Genomic DNA, 16,076 nt, shown 5'->3' on the forward strand with positions numbered 1-16,076 from the left:
CTGTGGCAAAGGGACTTGCCACTGGTCTCAGGTTTTTTCCAGATTCGCCAGGATGTGCCCGTGAACCCGCATGCACACTCGCAAATCATCTTCGTCGACACCGACAAACAGTTCATGACGCAGGGCTGTGGCGATGGTTTCGATCTGCTCAATCAAAGGGCGGGCGGTATCGCACAGCACGATGCGTTTGGCCCGACGGTCTTCGAGTACCGCCTGGCGTTGTACCAGGCCCTGGTTTTCCAGGCTGTCGAGCAAACGGGCCAGGGTCGGCCCTTCAACCCCGACGCTTTGCGCCAGCTCGCGCTGGGTAGGTGCGCTTTCGAAACGGGCCAGGTGCAGCAGCACCAGCCAGCGCGCCTGGGACAGACCCAGGCCAGCCAGACGGCGATCCAGCTCGGCACGCCAACCTCGGGACATCTGCGCCAGCTGCATGCCAAAACGGTGTTGATCAGTTAACGGCATAAAAAACTCATGGATTAGACTAAAAACAAAGTATGGCTAATTATTAGTCAGCTAAGCATGACCCATGACAGTAGGCAAGGCTTGGTATGTACTGACTCCTTACAATGTCGCAATTGACACATTAAATCTCGAATTCCGACTGCAAAGCGGCCCTGACGCAGTACAAAACACCCTCGGGAACCCGCCCGGTAAACAGCGGCGATATCTCGGAAACGGGTGGCAACTCGCCTTCTCCGTCGAGGAAGGCGTCCTGAATTTCGCCGAGCAAATCTTCCGGCAAATCAAGGGCCTGCTCCAGGGACAGTTGTTGCTTGCCGATGGACTCAGCGAGCAGGGTGTAGACGTTTTTTTCCGAGCATTGCAACTGCCCAGCGATCTGGATCGGGGTCATGCCGGCGCGGGCCAGACTGATCAACTCATGACGAATATCGGCGATTTCTTTCGGCGCTTCGACCTGGCCGCCGAGGACTTCGAGGAACGCCTGGCCATAACGCTCCAGCTTGCGTGCGCCGACGCCACTGACCCTGGCCATTTCCGCCAGGGTGGTGGGTTGTTCGCGGAGCATTTCCAGCAAGGTGGAGTCGGGAAAGATAACGTAAGGCGGCACGCTGTGCTCCTGGGCCAGCTTGCGCCGCAAGGTACGCAAGGCTTCCCACTGCTCGCGCTCCTCGCCACGCACCAGTTGGCTGGCCTGGCTGGTGCTGGTTTTCGCGGTGGTTTGTGGCTTGAGGTCGCGGCGCAGCTCCAGGCTGACTTCACCCTTGAGCAGCGGCCGACAACTGTCGTTCAGACGCAAACCGCCGTAGCCTTCCAGGTCGATATCCACCAGGCCACGGGCGACCATCTGTCGAAACAGCGAGCGCCACTCGCCTTCGGCCCGCGCCTTGCCCACGCCGTACACCGACAGGTGCTGATGGCCAAAACTGCGGACCTTTTCGTTGTCCTTGCCCAGCAACACGTCCACCAGATGGCCGACGCCGTAACGCTGGCCGGTGCGGTAGATGGCCGACAACCCCTGGCGCGCAGGCTCGGTGGCATCCCAGGTCTGCACGCCGTCCACGCAGTTGTCGCAGTGGCCGCAAGGCTTTGGCATGTCTTCGTCGAAATAGGCGAGCACGGTCTGACGGCGGCAGCGGGTTTCTTCGCACAGCGACAACATGGCGTCGAGCTTGTGCTGTTCCAGCCGCTTGTGGCGTTCATCGCCTTCGGAGTTCTGCAGCATCTGCTTGAGCATCACCACGTCTTGCAGGCCATAGACCATCCAGGCATCGGCCGGCAGGCCATCACGGCCGGCACGACCGGTTTCCTGGTAATACGCTTCAAGGGACTTGGGCAAATCCATATGGGCGACGAAACGCACGTTGGATTTGTCGATACCCATGCCGAAGGCGATGGTGGCGACCATGATCAGGCCTTCCTCGTTGAGGAAGCGCTTCTGGTGGTAGGCGCGTAGCTCATTGGGCAAGCCGGCGTGGTACGGCAGCGCGGGGTAACCCTGTTCACAGAGGAATGCCGCCACTTCGTCGACTTTCTTGCGCGACAGGCAATAGACGATGCCGGCGTCGCTACGTCGCTCCGAGAGAAAGGCCAGCAACTGCTTGCGCGGCTGTTCCTTGGGCACAATGCGATAAAAGATGTTGGGCCGGTCGAAGCTGGAAAGGAAACGCTCGGCATCCTGCAAATGCAGGCGCTCGACGATTTCTTCACGGGTGCGCTTGTCGGCGGTGGCGGTCAGGGCGATGCGCGGGACGTTGGGAAACAGTTCCGCCAACTGCCCCAATTGCAGGTATTCGCGACGGAAGTCGTGGCCCCACTGGGATACACAGTGGGCTTCGTCGATGGCGAACAGGGCGATTTCCAGGCTCTGCAAGAACGCCAGCATTCGCGGCTGGACCAGGCGCTCGGGGGCCAGGTAAAGCATCTTCACTTCGCCACGCTTGATGCGCATGGCAAGATCACGCTGCTGTTCGGCGCTCAATGTGGAATTCAATGCCGCAGCGGCAACGCCAAGTTCTTCAAGGGTCGCCACCTGATCGTCCATCAAGGCGATCAACGGCGACACCACCACGGCGAGCCCATCGCGCAGCAACGCTGGCACTTGGAAACACAAGGACTTGCCGCCGCCGGTAGGCATCAATACCAGGGCATCACCGCCATTGGCCACGCGCTCAATGATTGCACCCTGACGGCCACGAAAACTGTCGTAGCCGAAGATGTCCTTGAGGACGCGTTGAGCCTGTTCAAGCATGAAAAACTCCAAATATCGCCGAAATCCCGCTGTACAGGCTGGCCGAAAAAGCGCGTCTCGACGGGAAATAATCCGTAAGCGAACTTTTCCCGCTGCGCCGTTTGGCCTGCAGGGGCATCACAAAACGCGGCAGTATACCCGAGCACCACCCGGCAAAGGGCGCCGCTGACGAATAGCGACCCGATTGAAAACCTGGCAAATGTGCACAGCGACTGGCCTGGGCGCTCAAGAAGGCCTAGAATTCAGCATCGTTTATTCCCAAGGTAACCCGTCAATGTCCTTCGCTGAGCAACTAACCCGCCTGCAAGCCTTCCTCGATGCCGACGAGCTGCATGACGAGGCGCTGGACTACGTGGCCGCCCACGGCTACCTGACCGCCCTGTCGATCTGCTCCGAAGTGGTTCCCGAACGTGAATGGATCGACGCGCTGTTCTCCGAAGAGCCTCACTACCGTGACGACGCCGAGCGCGCAGAAATCGAAGCTACCCTGTTGGCCCTCAAGGCCCACATCGGCCGTCAACTGGCTTCCGATGAGGAATTCGAGCTGCCATGCGACCTGGACCTCGGCGAAGAACCGGATGATTCCGATCTGCGCGGCTGGTGCATTGGCTTTATGGAAGGTGTGTTCCTGCGCGAAGCCGCCTGGTTCGAAACCGCCGAGGAAGAAGTCAGCGAAATGCTGCTGCCGATCATGGTCGGTTCCGGCCTGTTCGACGATCAGCCTGAGTTCGCTGACATCGCCACCGACGCCAACTTGATGGACGACATGGTCGTTCAGATCCCGGAAGCGCTGACCGCCCTGTACCTGCTGTGCAACGCACCTGACGAAAAACCGGCGCTCCTCAAGCCTCGCCACCACTGAGTCCGTTGCCCGTGGCGCCCATGGGCAACCGTTCTCTGCTCGTGCGTTACGCTCTGCTGGCCATCGGCTGGCTGAGCGTAGTGCTCGGAGTCATCGGAATTTTCCTGCCGGTCTTGCCGACCACCCCCTTTCTGCTGCTGGCTGCCGCCTGCTTCGCCCGAAGTTCACCGCGCTTCTACCAATGGCTGGTGGAGCACCCGCGGCTGGGCCCGTGGGTTCGTGATTACCTGGATGGCAACGGCATTCCGCTCAAGGGCAAGGTATATGCCATTGGGGTGATGTGGCTGAGCATCGGGTTTTCCTGCTACCTGGTACCGCTGCCTTGGGCCCGCGGGTTCATGTTGACCAGTGCGGTGCTGGTGACCCTCTATATCCTGCGACAGAAAACCCTGCCCCGACGCTGATACTCAATTGATAAAGCTTGCACACGACCTTGGTCGACACTGACTAACCCCAAGCATCATGCGAGACTGTCCGTCCTGGGCCTGGAATGCCCGGGTGTTCTTATGTCCGGAGTTCTCATGACGCTGTCCAGCGGGCTGATCGCCGCCGTTGCCCTGGCTTATATGGCCATTATGTTTGCCATTGCCTTCTATGGTGACCGCCGCCGCACGCCGCTGCCACCACGGGTGCGTGCCTGGGTGTATAGCCTGTCGCTGGCCGTCTATTGCACCAGTTGGACCTTCTTCGGCGCGGTCGGCCAGGCGGCCGAACAGTTGTGGGCGTTTTTACCGATTTACCTGGGTCCGGTGCTGTTGCTGGTGTTGGCACCCTGGGTGCTGCAAAAAATGATATTGATCAGCAAGCAGGAGAACATCACCTCCATTGCCGACTTTATCGCCGCCCGCTATGGCAAGTCCCAGTCCCTGGCAGTGGTGGTAGCTCTGATCTGCCTGGTGGGCGTGCTGCCGTACATTGCCCTGCAACTCAAAGGCATCGTGCTGGGGGTGAACCTGCTGATCGGTGCCGGCGCCGATGCCACCGGCACACGGGCCCAGGACACCGCACTGATCGTGTCGCTAGTGCTGGCACTGTTCACCATTGTCTTCGGTACCCGCAACCTCGATGCCACGGAACACCACCGCGGCATGGTGCTGGCGATTGCCTTTGAATCCCTGGTCAAGCTGTTCGCGTTCCTCGCTGTTGGCGCCTTCGTTACCTATGGCCTGTATGACGGTTTTGATGATTTGTTCAGCCAGGCAATGCTTGCGCCACGGCTGGAGGAGTACTGGAAAGAGACCATCAACTGGCCATCGATGGTGGTCCAGACTGGCGTGGCAATGATGGCGATCATCTGCCTGCCCCGGCAGTTCCACGTCACTGTGGTGGAAAATATCGACCCTCAGGATTTGCGCCTGGCCAAGTGGGTGTTCCCCGCGTATCTGGTGCTGGCCGCGCTGTTCGTGGTGCCGATTGCCCTGGGTGGGAAAATGCTGCTGCCGGGTTCGGTACTGCCCGACTCCTATGTGATCAGCCTGCCCCTGGCCGAATCCCATCCGGCCCTGGCGCTGCTGGCCTTTATCGGGGGTGCTTCGGCGGCGACCGGCATGGTGATCGTGGCCAGTGTCGCGCTGTCGACCATGGTCTCCAACGATATGCTGCTGCCCTGGTTGCTGCGCCGTACCAACGCCGAACGTCCATTCGAAGTGTTCCGCCACTGGATGCTCTCGGTGCGCCGGGTCAGTATCGTCATCATTCTCCTGCTGGCTTACGTCAGCTACCGCCTGCTGGGCTCCACCGCGAGCCTGGCGACCATCGGCCAGATTGCCTTTGCCGCTGTCACCCAACTGGCGCCGGCGATGCTCGGTGCGCTGTATTGGAAACAGGCCAACCGCCGTGGGGTGTTTGCCGGATTGGCGGCAGGGACATTCCTGTGGTTCTACACCTTGGTACTGCCGATTGCGGCCCACAGCCTGGGTTGGTCACTGAGTATCTTCCCTGGCCTGAGCTGGTTGCATGGCAACCCGCTGGGACTGCCGATCACGCCACTGACCCAAGGCGTGGTGCTGTCCCTGGCCGGTAACTTCACGCTGTTTGCCTGGGTTTCCGTGTTGTCGCGCACACGGGTCTCCGAACACTGGCAGGCCGGCCGATTTATCGGCCAGGAAACCAGTCAGCGCGCCAGTACGCGCTCTATGCTCTCGGTGCAGATCAACGACCTGCTCAGCCTGGCCGCCCGCTTCGTCGGTGAAGAACGGGCGCAACAGAGCTTTATCCGCTTCGCCTATCGCCAAGGCAAAGGCTTCAACCCTAACCAGAACGCTGACAATGACTGGATCGCCCACACCGAGCGGCTGCTGGCCGGTGTGCTGGGCGCCTCCTCGACCCGAGCGGTGGTGAAAGCGGCCATTGAAGGCCGGGAAATGCAGCTTGAAGACGTCGTACGAATCGCCGACGAAGCCTCGGAAGTGCTGCAGTTCAACCGGGCGCTGTTGCAGGGCGCCATTGAAAACATCACCCAAGGCATCAGCGTGGTCGACCAGTCCCTCAAGCTGGTGGCCTGGAACCGTCGTTATCTGGAGCTGTTCAATTACCCGGACGGACTGATCAGCGTCGGCCGGCCGATTGCCGACATTATTCGCTACAACGCCGAACGCGGACTGTGCGGTCCGGGGGAAGCCGAAGTGCATGTCGCCCGGCGCCTGCATTGGATGCGCCAAGGCCGTGCCCATACCTCGGAGCGCCTGTTCCCCAATGGCCGGGTGATCGAGCTGATTGGCAACCCGATGCCCGGCGGCGGCTTTGTCATGAGTTTCACCGACATCACCGCATTCCGCGAGGCCGAGCAAGCCTTGACCGAGGCCAACGAAGGCCTGGAGCAGCGCGTCACTGAACGTACCCATGAACTGTCGCAACTGAACGTCGCCCTGACCGATGCCAAAGGCGTCGCCGAATCGGCCAACCAGTCGAAAACAAGGTTCCTGGCGGCGGTCAGCCACGACCTGATGCAACCGCTGAACGCGGCGCGGTTGTTCTCCGCCGCCCTCTCCCATCAGAACGACGGATTGTCGGGGGAAACCCGGCAACTGGTGCAGCATCTGGACAGCTCGCTGCGCTCGGCCGAAGACCTGATTAGCGACCTACTGGACATCTCACGCCTGGAAAACGGCAAGATCAATCCTCAGCACCACCCCTTTGCCCTCAACGAACTGTTTGATGCCTTGGGCGCCGAGTTCAAGGCACTGGCCCAGGAACAAGGCCTGGACTTCCGCGTGCGGGGCAGCCGCTTGCGTGTCGACAGCGACATCAAGTTGCTGCGACGGGTTTTGCAGAATTTCCTGACCAACGCCTTCCGATATGCCGATGGCCCGGTGCTGCTGGGGGTGCGGCGGCGCCGGGGAGAGCTATGCCTGGAGGTCTGGGACCGGGGTCCCGGCATCCCGCCAGACAAACAGAAAGTGATCTTCGAAGAGTTCAAGCGCCTGGACAGCCACCAGACCCGTGCCGAAAAGGGCCTGGGCCTTGGGCTGGCGATCGCCGACGGCCTGTGCCGAGTACTTGGCCACCGCTTGCGTGTGCGCTCATGGCCGGGCAAGGGCAGCGTATTCAGCGTCAGCGTGCCCCTGGCCCGCAAGCAAACCAGCACACCGGTCCAGACCGTACTGGAAAATGGCCAACCCATGAGTGGCGCCCAGGTGCTGTGCGTGGATAACGAAGACAGCATCCTCATCGGCATGCGCAGCTTGCTGACTCGCTGGGGTTGCCAGGTCTGGACCGCCCGCGACCAGGCGCAGTGCGTGGCGTTGCTGGCAGAGGGGATGCGACCGCAATTGGCCCTGGTGGATTACCACCTGGACCACGGCGAGACCGGTACTGAGTTGATGGGTTGGCTGCGAGCAGAGCTGGCGGCACCAATACCAGGCGTGGTGATCAGCGCCGATGGGCGCCCAGAAATGGTGGCCGAGGTGCATGCCGCGGGATTGGATTATTTGGCCAAACCGGTCAAGCCTGCGGCGCTTAGGGCGTTGTTGAGTCGGCATTTACCGTTGTAGCCAAGGAGGCACGTTACCTGTGGGAGCCTCACATATTGACGGGGCTCTACTCCGGCAACTGCGCCACACCGTCTTCATCGGTCATCGCCCGCTCCAGCAGATCGGCCGGCAGGCTTTTACTGGCGCGAGCACCGAGCAGTTTCAGTTGTTCGGTACGACTGACCAGATTCCCGCGTCCATCTGTCAGCTTATTGCGCGCCGCGCTGTAGGCCTTGTCCAACTGCTGCAGGCGATTGCCCACCTCGTCCAGATCCTGGATAAACAATACGAACTTGTCATACAGCCAGCCAGCACGCTCGGCGATTTCCCGGGCGTTCTGGGTTTGCCGTTCCTGTTTCCACAGGCTGTCGATCACCCGTAGGGTCGCCAGTAACGTCGTCGGGCTGACGATGACGATGTTGCGGTCGAAAGCCTCCTGAAACAGATTCGGCTCAGCCTGCAATGCAGCGGAAAACGCGGCTTCGATGGGCACGAACAGCAGGACAAAGTCCAGGCTGTGCAAGCCCTCCAGACGCTTATAGTCCTTGCCGGCGAGGCCTTTGACGTGGGTGCGCAAGGACAAGACATGCTGCTTGAGAGCGGCCTGGCCGATCACTTCATCGTCAGCAACAACGTACTGCTGATAGGCGGTCAGGCTGACCTTGGAGTCCACCACCACCTGCTTGTCGCCCGGCAACATGATCAGCACGTCCGGCTGGAAGCGCTCGCCATCCGGGCCCTTGAGGTTGACCTGGGTCTGGTACTCGCGGCCTTTCTCCAGGCCTGCATGCTCAAGCACCCTTTCAAGAATCAACTCACCCCAGTTGCCCTGGGTTTTCTGGCCTTTGAGGGCACGGGTCAGGTTGGTCGCTTCATCCGACAGACGCAGGTTCAGTTGCTGCAGGCGCTCAAGTTCCTTGGCCAGGGAAAAGCGTTCCCGCGCCTCACTCTGATAGCTTTCTTCCACCCGCTTTTCGAAGGACTGAATGCGCTCCTTGAGGGGATCAAGCAGTTGTCCCAGGCGCTGCTGGCTGGTTTCGGCGAACCGCTGCTCGCGCTCGTCGAAAATTTTTCCGGCGAGCTCCGCGAACTGTGCCCGCAGTTCATCCCGCGAACCTTGCAGGTCGCTGAGGCGTTGCTGATGGCTTTCCTGTTGTTCCCGAAGTTCGGCGCGCAGGGCGGCCGACAAGGCATCAAGGCGCCGCAACTCGACTTCCTTGGCAGAGCGCTCGATATTCCAGGTATGGGCAGCGTCGCGCGCGTTGTCGCGATCGATCTGCAGCAACTCGACTTCCCGGCGCACAGCAGCAAGATCCGCCTGCTTGGCGGCATTGGCCTGGCTCAGGTCACTGATTTCATCGCGACTGGCGTCCAATTGCGCCGCCAACCCTTCCTGGGCTAGTTGCGCGATGGAGAGGCGCTCTTCGAGCAATTCCCAGCCGGCCATTCGCGCACTCAGGCGTCGCTGAATCTGCCAGCACAGCACCAATAAAGGTAACGCAGCAGCAGCGAGACCCAGCGCCACACTGGTCCAGTCAAAAGCCATAGCCACTCCTGCCATCACCATAAAAGAAGAAGGTTAACCAAGCAGGCGCGCCGTGGACAGCTCAGTCTTCGATTTGGCCCAGTTCGCGCTGGGCACGGAGGTCGCCGGCACGGGCGGCCTGACGCAACAGATCGTGACCGATGCGCCGGTCCCGGGCGCTGCCACATTCGCGGCACATCAATTGGCCTAATCGACTTTGCGCGGCAACCACACCTTCACGGGCGGGCTGCTTGAGCAAGCGACCAGCAAAATGCTTGACGTTGGGGCTGTCAGCTAGGCGCGGGTTGTCCAGCAGCCACAAAGCGACCCTCAAGGAAAAACGCTTGGGTGCGGTAACAACGGAAGGGCTGTCGGTAACAGAAGGTGATACTGAGCGAAACTTCATAAAGCACTGTAGGGCAGAACGGAAGGCGCGCCACTCTACTCCTTTTTTCATACGGGTAAAGCTGAAAAAAGCCTGCACGCCCGTCCTAGAGCAAGCGCTTGGGACAATCCACAGAAGCTGTGGATAACTCAGTGGACAACCCTCCTTTAACTCCCGCAAAGGCCCATGGAATGGGGGCCGCAGTCAAACTGACGATTTTTTCACCAATAAAAAAAAGCCAGATTTTTCATTGACTTAAATTTTCGTTGCAGGCACTCAAGGGTATTACCAACCTTATGACTGTGAGGTGACACGCTGCGCAACCAATGTGCACAACTGCCCACATGGTGGTTATATCGCCGCCCTTTTTAGCCCACCGCCACCCCAAAACGTTACTGACGCCTCACACCACCGCCACTTTTCAAACGCTCTTGAGCTCGCCACACTGTTCGGCCTACATGAAAGGCATTCGGCTAGCCGCGACGACGACCTCGCTGATTTATCCAGGGTTTCTAGGGGCTGACTGAAGTATTTTCTCTAACGCGCTTCCTTTTCAGGATTCAATCCGTTAGTATCCCCGGCGTTAGTACCAAGCTGAAAGTCAATTCTGGTCGAACAAATCCCCCGCGACATAACTTTCCTAAAGAAGAGTTACTGTCCATATCGATGGGATCGACCACCTCGATGGTTTCCAGGTATCACTTGCGACGACACTGCCTTTGAATAATGCAAAGGGTGTCGCGAAGTCTCAATACTCTGACCGAACCAACCTGCAGATTGATCAGGATCTTCACCCTGGGCCCAGAACCTTTGCCCCTGTTGTGTTGCCTGCCCTCCTAAGTACCTACCTGCCAGCCCAAGCGCGCCAAACTAATTAGCGCTTCAAACTGGCTGCTTTGTTCCAGTCGGGCTCTTCGTTCGATCAATGGTGATCAACGTCACTGGAACGTTTTAATGTTGCACGGTTTTTAACCGTGTTATTTGTAGGAACACCAATAATATGTCCACTCAAATCCATACTCAGGATGCCATTCGCACCCTCACCAATGCTTTTGCACCAATGAATTGCCTGATCATGGCCGCTCGTAAAGGCTGCTTCAGCTTCACCCTGGTCAACGAACACGGCATCGCTCGTCACAGTGAACGCCTGTACCCCGATCAATACTCCAGCGCAGAACCGCTGCAGGCCGTGATCGAGCGTACCCGTCAGGCACTGATTGCCTGATCGACCCCAACACTGAAAAACCCGAAACCCTGCCTGCAAAGCAGGGTTTTTTATTGCCTGAAATCCGAGCAATTGAACTTTTACTTAAGTTCAAACAGATATAACGGTTATAACCGAATGATAAAAATATTTTAAAAACAGTCCTTTACGTCGTAAATATGACACTACACTTCAACTCAAGCGGCATGATCCGCTTCCGGCGAGCCTGAGATCCGATTCACCGCTGCCAAGCCCCCCCTTCTCAGGCCTCGTCGACCACTTCCACGCTTCGAGGGCTTTATGGGTATCGCCGCCAGCGAATTGTGTCGTTATGTGATCCGGCCCACCTTGATTTACCTGGGCCGCCACAGCCAAGCTGCGGAATCCCTGCTGCTGGGCATCGCTGCCAGCCAATCAGCCTTGGGTACCGCCCTGCATGACCGTCGAGGTCATGGTCTGTATCGCATCACTGAACTACGCCACCGGGCCCTGTGGGACGAATACCTGGCCCTCGACCCAGAACGCGCCAGCCTGGTACGAGGTCTCGCCAGCCAACACGCATTCCTTAGCGGGCCCCAGCTTGAGTTGACGGTCAACCTGCGTTACGCCACTGCCATTGCCTGGCTGCTGGTGGAGAAACATCACCCCGCCCTACCCTCTCCCGACGACGTGCAGGCCATGGCGCGAATCTGGCGAGAAATCTTCCAACCCCAGGGCCGGCTGCGGGATTTCACCCGCGCCTGGCACACCTGTGTTTCACCGCTGAATCAGGTCGCCTGCTGATCGGGCAATTTGCAAGATTCGGCAAACACCGCTCACCTTGGTCTGATTGTCCTACAAAACCGCTCTATCTCCTGTGTTTCAGCCTATAGCGCTAACTTGAAAATATTGTTACTTTCCGCAGCGGTGATCACCACGGAGTTCTAATAATGAAAAAAGTAATGCTCAAGACCACACTTAGCCTCGCCATTGCCATGGTCTCCTCCCAACTGTTCGCAAGCGGCTTTGCCCTCAACGAACAAAGCGTCAGCGGGATGGGTACCGGTTTCGCGGGTCGCTCTTCTTCTGCCGATGATGCAAGCACTGTCTACGGTAACCCTGCCGGTATGTCTCGCTTGAATGGCCAGCAAATCACCGGCGGTGTTGCTGCCATTGATGCGTCGACCGACATCAAGGACGTCAGTGGCCGCCCAAGCGGTTCCAACAAAGGCGACATGGTTCCGTTCACCGCGGTGCCGTTCGGTTTCTACACCAACAAACTCGACGATCAGTGGGCCATCGGCTTTGGTGTGTATGCACCTTTCGGCCTGGTGACAGATTACGAAAGCGGCTTCCAGGGCCGTGGCTTTGGCAGCAAGAGCGAAGTGAAGGTCATGACCTTCCAGCCAACTGTCAGCTATGCCTTCAACGACAAGGTTTCCATCGGTTTTGGCCCAACCATCAACCGAATTTCCGGCGTATTGGAATCGGACAAGACCCTGGTAATCGGCGCGCCTTTCGCTGATACCAACGTCAAGATCAAGGGTGACGACACTGCACTGGGCTTCAACTTCGGTGTGCTGGTCCAGGCTACAGACACCACCCGTGTCGGCCTGACCTACCACTCGAAGGTCAAATACAAGCTTGAAGGCCACACCACTGTCACAGGCCCGGCTCAGACTCAAGGAGCGCTGCGCAACAACCGTTACGACGCCTCCCTGAAAATCGAGACCCCTGAGTCCTACGATCTGTCGGTCACTCAAGACCTGACTGACGCCTGGAAACTCTACGGCGGTGCAACCTGGACGCGCTGGAGCCGCCTGAAAGAGATCACCGTCAATAACGACGGTGTGACTGGGACAAACGGTGGCGCCTTGGCCCCGAGCCGCATCGCTAACATCACCGAAGAGCAAAACTGGCACGACACCTGGGCCTATGCCGTAGGTACCTCGTACCAGTTGACCAAACAGGTCGTGCTGCGTACCGGCCTGACATTCGACCAGTCGCCTACCAACAACACCGATCGTTCACCGCGCATCCCGACTGGCGACCGTACGATCTTCAGTGTGGGTCTGGGCTATAAGGTCATGGATAACATGACGGTCGACCTGGCTTACTCGTACTTGAAGGAAGAGGACATCAAGGTCAACAACACCTCGCTGCCGTCCAACTACCAAGCCAAGTACCAAAACAGTGCCAACGGTTTCGGCCTGGGCATGACTTACACCTTCTGATTCAGACCGGTGTAAAAAAGCCCCGCCCTCCTGCAAAGGAGGCGGGGCTTTTTAATGGGCGGCGATCAGGGCTTGGAAGCCAACGCCTGCTCCACCGCCTTTATCAGATCCGGGCTGTCGGGCTTGGTTAGGCTGGAAAAATTGGCAATCACCTTGCCCTGGCGATCTACCACGTACTTGTAGAAGTTCCACTTGGGCGCGCTGCTTTGTTGCGCAAGGATCTTGAACAGGTGCACAGCGTCTGGCCCCTTGACCTTCTGCGGCTCGGTCATGGTGAAGGTCACACCGTAATTGACGTAGCAGACCTTGGCCGTTTCCTCGCCGGTCTTGGCTTCCTGCTTGAAGTCATCCGACGGTACGCCAATCACTTCCAGCCCATCGTCCTTATAGCGCTGATACAACGCCTCAAGGCCTTTGAACTGGGGAGCGAACCCGCAGAAGCTGGCAGTGTTGACGATCACCAGCGGCTTTGCGGCAAAGCGCTGGCACAGGTCGATGGACTCCTTGGCGCGCAACTTGGGCAATTGGCCTTCAAGCAACGCCGGGCAATCGGCGGCCATGGCAACACCGCCAAAAGCCACCATCAGGGCCGGTACTGCAAGCCAGCGCATCAGCATGTCGAATGTCCTTGAATAGGTTCAGACACAGAACTTAACAGATCGCCATGCCCAGTTGCATCAACGCCAGGCCGCCCTGCTGCCACCCCCACCATGCCAGTAACAGCAGCAGGCCCGCTCCCCCTGCCACGAACCAACGCCCTATCGAACTCATGCTGCCTCCATCTGCGCCTGTAATCGGGCCACCGGGCGCTCACGCACCGGCCAGTTCAAGGCAGCGGCGAGCACGCTCAAGACAATCGCCACTTGCCAGATCAAATCGTAGTTGCCGGTTCGATCATAGACCACGCCGCCCAGCCAGCCACCGAGGAACGAACCCAGTTGGTGGAACAGAAACACGATCCCACCCAGCATGGAAAGATTTCTGACACCAAACAGGGTCGCTACCGTGCCATTAGTCAGCGGCACGGTGGACAGCCACAAGAAACCCATGGCCATGCCGAACAGGTAGGCACTCATTTCAGTCACCGGCGCCCACAGGAACAGCACGATCACCACCGCCCGCAACAGGTACAAGCCGGTCAACAGCCGCGGCTTGGACATCCGCCCGCCGAGCCAACCGGCTGTGTAGGTGCCGAAGATATTGAACAAGCCAATCAACGCCAACACTGTCGTACCCACGGTGGCCGGCAGATGCTGGTCCACCAGATACGCCGGCAAATGCACACCAATAAATACCACCTGGAAACCGCAGACGAAAAAGCCAAAGGCCAGCAACCAGAAACCGGAATGGGAACAGGCTTCGTGCAGCGCTTCACGTAGCGTCTGCTGGCCTGCCAGCACCGGCAGCGGGCGATCCTTGAGCATGGTCACCAGCGGCACGATCAACGCCACCAGAAGGCCCAGCACCAGCAACGCGGCAGACCAGCCGAGCCAACCGATCAAGCCCAGGGTGCCCGGCAACATGGTGAACTGGCCGAAAGAGCCGGCCGCACTGGCGATACCCATGGCCATGCTGCGTTTCTCCGCTGGCACGGCGCGCCCCACCACGCCAAGAATCACCGAGAACGAAGTACCGGAAAGGCCAATCCCGATCAATAAACCGGCACTCAACGACAGCGACCATGCCGAGTCCGATAAGCCCATGAACACCAGGCCCAGGGCATAAAGTACGCCGCCAATCATCACCACTTTTGCCGCACCGAAGCGGTCGGCCACGGCGCCGGTGAAGGGTTGGGCCAGGCCCCAAATCAAGTTTTGCAAGGCAATGGCAAAGGCAAAGGTTTCGCGCCCCCAGCCAAATTCGGCACTCATGGGCGCCAGGAATAGACCAAATCCGTGCCGCACACCCAGGGACAGAGCCAGGATCAGCGCACTCCCGACAAGAATCCAGCCACTAGTACGCCACATCGAGGTCATTTCTTATTCTCCGTTCACGGGTATATACCCGCTTATGATCGAACAAACTTGCGTTTAAGCAAGTTCGTCCAGCAAGGCCAACAGGGTTTCGCGCTTTTCTGCTCCCAACCGATCAATCAGCTTCTGCTGCGCAGCTTCCCAGGCGGGCAAGGCGGCGGCAAGCCGCTCATTACCTGCCTCGGTGAGCAGCACCAGGCGATTGCGCAGATCGTCTCCCTCGACCAATTGCACCAGACCTTCGCCCTCCAGCACCCGCAGATTGCGCCCCAGGGTGCTGCGATCCAGGCCCATGGCATCGGCCAGGCTGGAAATGCTCGGTTGATCAAGGCGCTGCAAGTTACACAGCAAAGAATACTGGGCGACGTTGATCCCGAAGCCGTCGAGAGCGCCGTCGTAATGCCTGCTGACGCCACGAGCGGCACGACGCAGGTTGGTACATAAACATTGGGAGGCAAGCATGGCGCGTGTATATACCCGCGATTAAGGAAATGCAAGAAACTGTTACAAAGCCAGACCAATCAACACCGCCACTTCCAGCAACTCCAACAGGGCTCCGGCGGTGTCGCCGGTGGTGCCGCCCAGTCGATTGACCATCAGTTGACGCAAGCCAATGAAGCAGATGGCCGCCAGTAACACCGCGATCCCACCGCTGAAGCCGCCGATCAAGATGCACGCCAGACCACTGAGGGTCAGCACCTGTTGGCCGACGACCCGCGGTAAATGATCCGATAACGCCTGGCCCAGCCCTCCGGCCCGCACATAGCGAGTGGTAAGAAAAAGTGCCAACATCGAGCTGCGACCAATCAACGGTGCCAGGAGTAGCGCCGCGCCGTTGTGCTGTTCGATCAGGGCCACCAGCGCAGTAAACTTAAGCAGCAACACCAGACCCAGGGTAACCACGGCAATCGGCCCGCTGCGAGGGTCTTTCATGATGGTCAGGGTACGCTCGCGGTCACCAAAACCGCCCAACCAGGCATCGGCGCTGTCGGCCAGGCCGTCCAGGTGCAAGCCGCCGCTGAGCAACACCCACGACGTCAGCAACAACGCCGCATGCAACAGCAACGGCGCGCCCATCAGCACCGTGTTCAAGCCCCACAGCAACAGCCCGAACAACAGCCCCACCAGCGGATAGAACAGCAGTGAACGCCCCAGTTCCTGCGGCTGCGGCATACCCGGCAAGCGGATCGGCAAGCTGCTGAGAAACTGCAGGGCAATCCAGAATGGCAGCAT

At 59.1% G+C, this 16,076-nt stretch carries 14 protein-coding genes; 6 read left to right on the forward strand and 8 right to left on the reverse strand.

Going from position 1 to position 16,076, the window contains the following annotated elements; all coding sequences use genetic code 11:
• Positions 1-27 precede the first annotated feature (27 nt).
• Together FQ182_RS07550 and recQ are read right to left on the reverse strand one after the other, a co-directional pair.
• A complete protein-coding gene (locus FQ182_RS07550) occupies positions 28-462 on the reverse strand; it encodes a MarR family transcriptional regulator (RefSeq protein ID WP_149412104.1) in 435 nt (144 codons plus the stop codon).
• A gap of 121 nt (positions 463-583) precedes the next feature.
• The gene (gene recQ, locus FQ182_RS07555; protein ID WP_149412105.1) at positions 584-2,710 is read right to left on the reverse strand and encodes a DNA helicase RecQ; all 2,127 of its coding nucleotides are present in this window, start codon (positions 2,708-2,710) and stop codon (positions 584-586) included.
• 274 nt (positions 2,711-2,984) lie between these two features.
• On the opposite strand from recQ, the gene FQ182_RS07560 reads away from it, so the two are divergent.
• The 3 genes from FQ182_RS07560 to FQ182_RS07570 all read left to right on the forward strand — a co-directional run bounded on the left by FQ182_RS07560 (position 2,985) and on the right by FQ182_RS07570 (position 7,564).
• On the forward strand, positions 2,985-3,572 hold the full coding sequence (locus tag FQ182_RS07560) for a YecA family protein (protein WP_149412106.1): 588 nt from the start codon (positions 2,985-2,987) through the stop codon (positions 3,570-3,572).
• Between the two features lie 20 nt (positions 3,573-3,592).
• Positions 3,593-3,976 carry a YbaN family protein gene (locus tag FQ182_RS07565; RefSeq protein WP_178114406.1) on the forward strand — a complete coding sequence of 128 codons (384 nt, stop codon included), beginning with the start codon at positions 3,593-3,595 and terminating at the stop codon, positions 3,974-3,976.
• Between the two features lie 117 nt (positions 3,977-4,093).
• Positions 4,094-7,564, forward strand: coding sequence for a PAS domain-containing hybrid sensor histidine kinase/response regulator (locus FQ182_RS07570; RefSeq protein WP_149412108.1), 3,471 nt, complete (start codon positions 4,094-4,096; stop codon positions 7,562-7,564).
• Positions 7,565-7,610: 46 nt separating this feature from the next.
• Here the strand turns inward: FQ182_RS07570 and rmuC are convergent, their stop codons facing one another.
• Both rmuC and FQ182_RS07580 read right to left on the reverse strand, forming a co-directional pair.
• On the reverse strand, positions 7,611-8,975 hold the full coding sequence (gene rmuC, locus FQ182_RS07575; protein ID WP_178114409.1) for a DNA recombination protein RmuC: 1,365 nt from the start codon (positions 8,973-8,975) through the stop codon (positions 7,611-7,613).
• A gap of 175 nt (positions 8,976-9,150) precedes the next feature.
• On the reverse strand, positions 9,151-9,474 hold the full coding sequence (locus FQ182_RS07580) for a sel1 repeat family protein (protein ID WP_149412110.1): 324 nt from the start codon (positions 9,472-9,474) through the stop codon (positions 9,151-9,153).
• Between the two features lie 979 nt (positions 9,475-10,453).
• Between FQ182_RS07580 and FQ182_RS07590 the strand changes: the two genes are divergently transcribed.
• The 3 genes from FQ182_RS07590 to FQ182_RS07600 all read left to right on the forward strand — a co-directional run bounded on the left by FQ182_RS07590 (position 10,454) and on the right by FQ182_RS07600 (position 12,870).
• On the forward strand, positions 10,454-10,678 hold the full coding sequence (locus tag FQ182_RS07590) for a hypothetical protein (protein WP_019407963.1): 225 nt from the start codon (positions 10,454-10,456) through the stop codon (positions 10,676-10,678).
• Between the two features lie 279 nt (positions 10,679-10,957).
• Positions 10,958-11,440 (forward strand): hypothetical protein, encoded by a 483-nt coding sequence (locus tag FQ182_RS07595; protein ID WP_149412111.1) that lies wholly within the window; start codon positions 10,958-10,960, stop codon positions 11,438-11,440.
• 146 nt (positions 11,441-11,586) lie between these two features.
• Positions 11,587-12,870 carry an OmpP1/FadL family transporter gene (locus FQ182_RS07600; RefSeq protein WP_149412112.1) on the forward strand — a complete coding sequence of 428 codons (1,284 nt, stop codon included), beginning with the start codon at positions 11,587-11,589 and terminating at the stop codon, positions 12,868-12,870.
• 65 nt (positions 12,871-12,935) lie between these two features.
• Here FQ182_RS07600 and FQ182_RS07605 read toward each other — a convergent pair whose 3' ends face one another.
• The 4 genes from FQ182_RS07605 to FQ182_RS07620 all read right to left on the reverse strand — a co-directional run bounded on the left by FQ182_RS07605 (position 12,936) and on the right by FQ182_RS07620 (position 16,076).
• Positions 12,936-13,487 (reverse strand): glutathione peroxidase, encoded by a 552-nt coding sequence (locus FQ182_RS07605; protein WP_149412113.1) that lies wholly within the window; start codon positions 13,485-13,487, stop codon positions 12,936-12,938.
• A 150-nt stretch (positions 13,488-13,637) separates the two neighbouring features.
• A complete protein-coding gene (locus tag FQ182_RS07610) occupies positions 13,638-14,837 on the reverse strand; it encodes an MFS transporter (RefSeq protein WP_178114410.1) in 1,200 nt (399 codons plus the stop codon).
• A gap of 63 nt (positions 14,838-14,900) precedes the next feature.
• Complete coding sequence (locus FQ182_RS07615) at positions 14,901-15,305, reverse strand: MarR family winged helix-turn-helix transcriptional regulator (protein ID WP_149412115.1); 405 nt, start codon at positions 15,303-15,305, stop codon at positions 14,901-14,903.
• Between the two features lie 42 nt (positions 15,306-15,347).
• Complete coding sequence (locus FQ182_RS07620) at positions 15,348-16,076, reverse strand: adenosylcobinamide-GDP ribazoletransferase (RefSeq protein ID WP_149412116.1); 729 nt, start codon at positions 16,074-16,076, stop codon at positions 15,348-15,350.

The organism is Pseudomonas sp. ANT_H4, from assembly GCF_008369295.1.
GTDB lineage: Bacteria > Pseudomonadota > Gammaproteobacteria > Pseudomonadales > Pseudomonadaceae > Aquipseudomonas.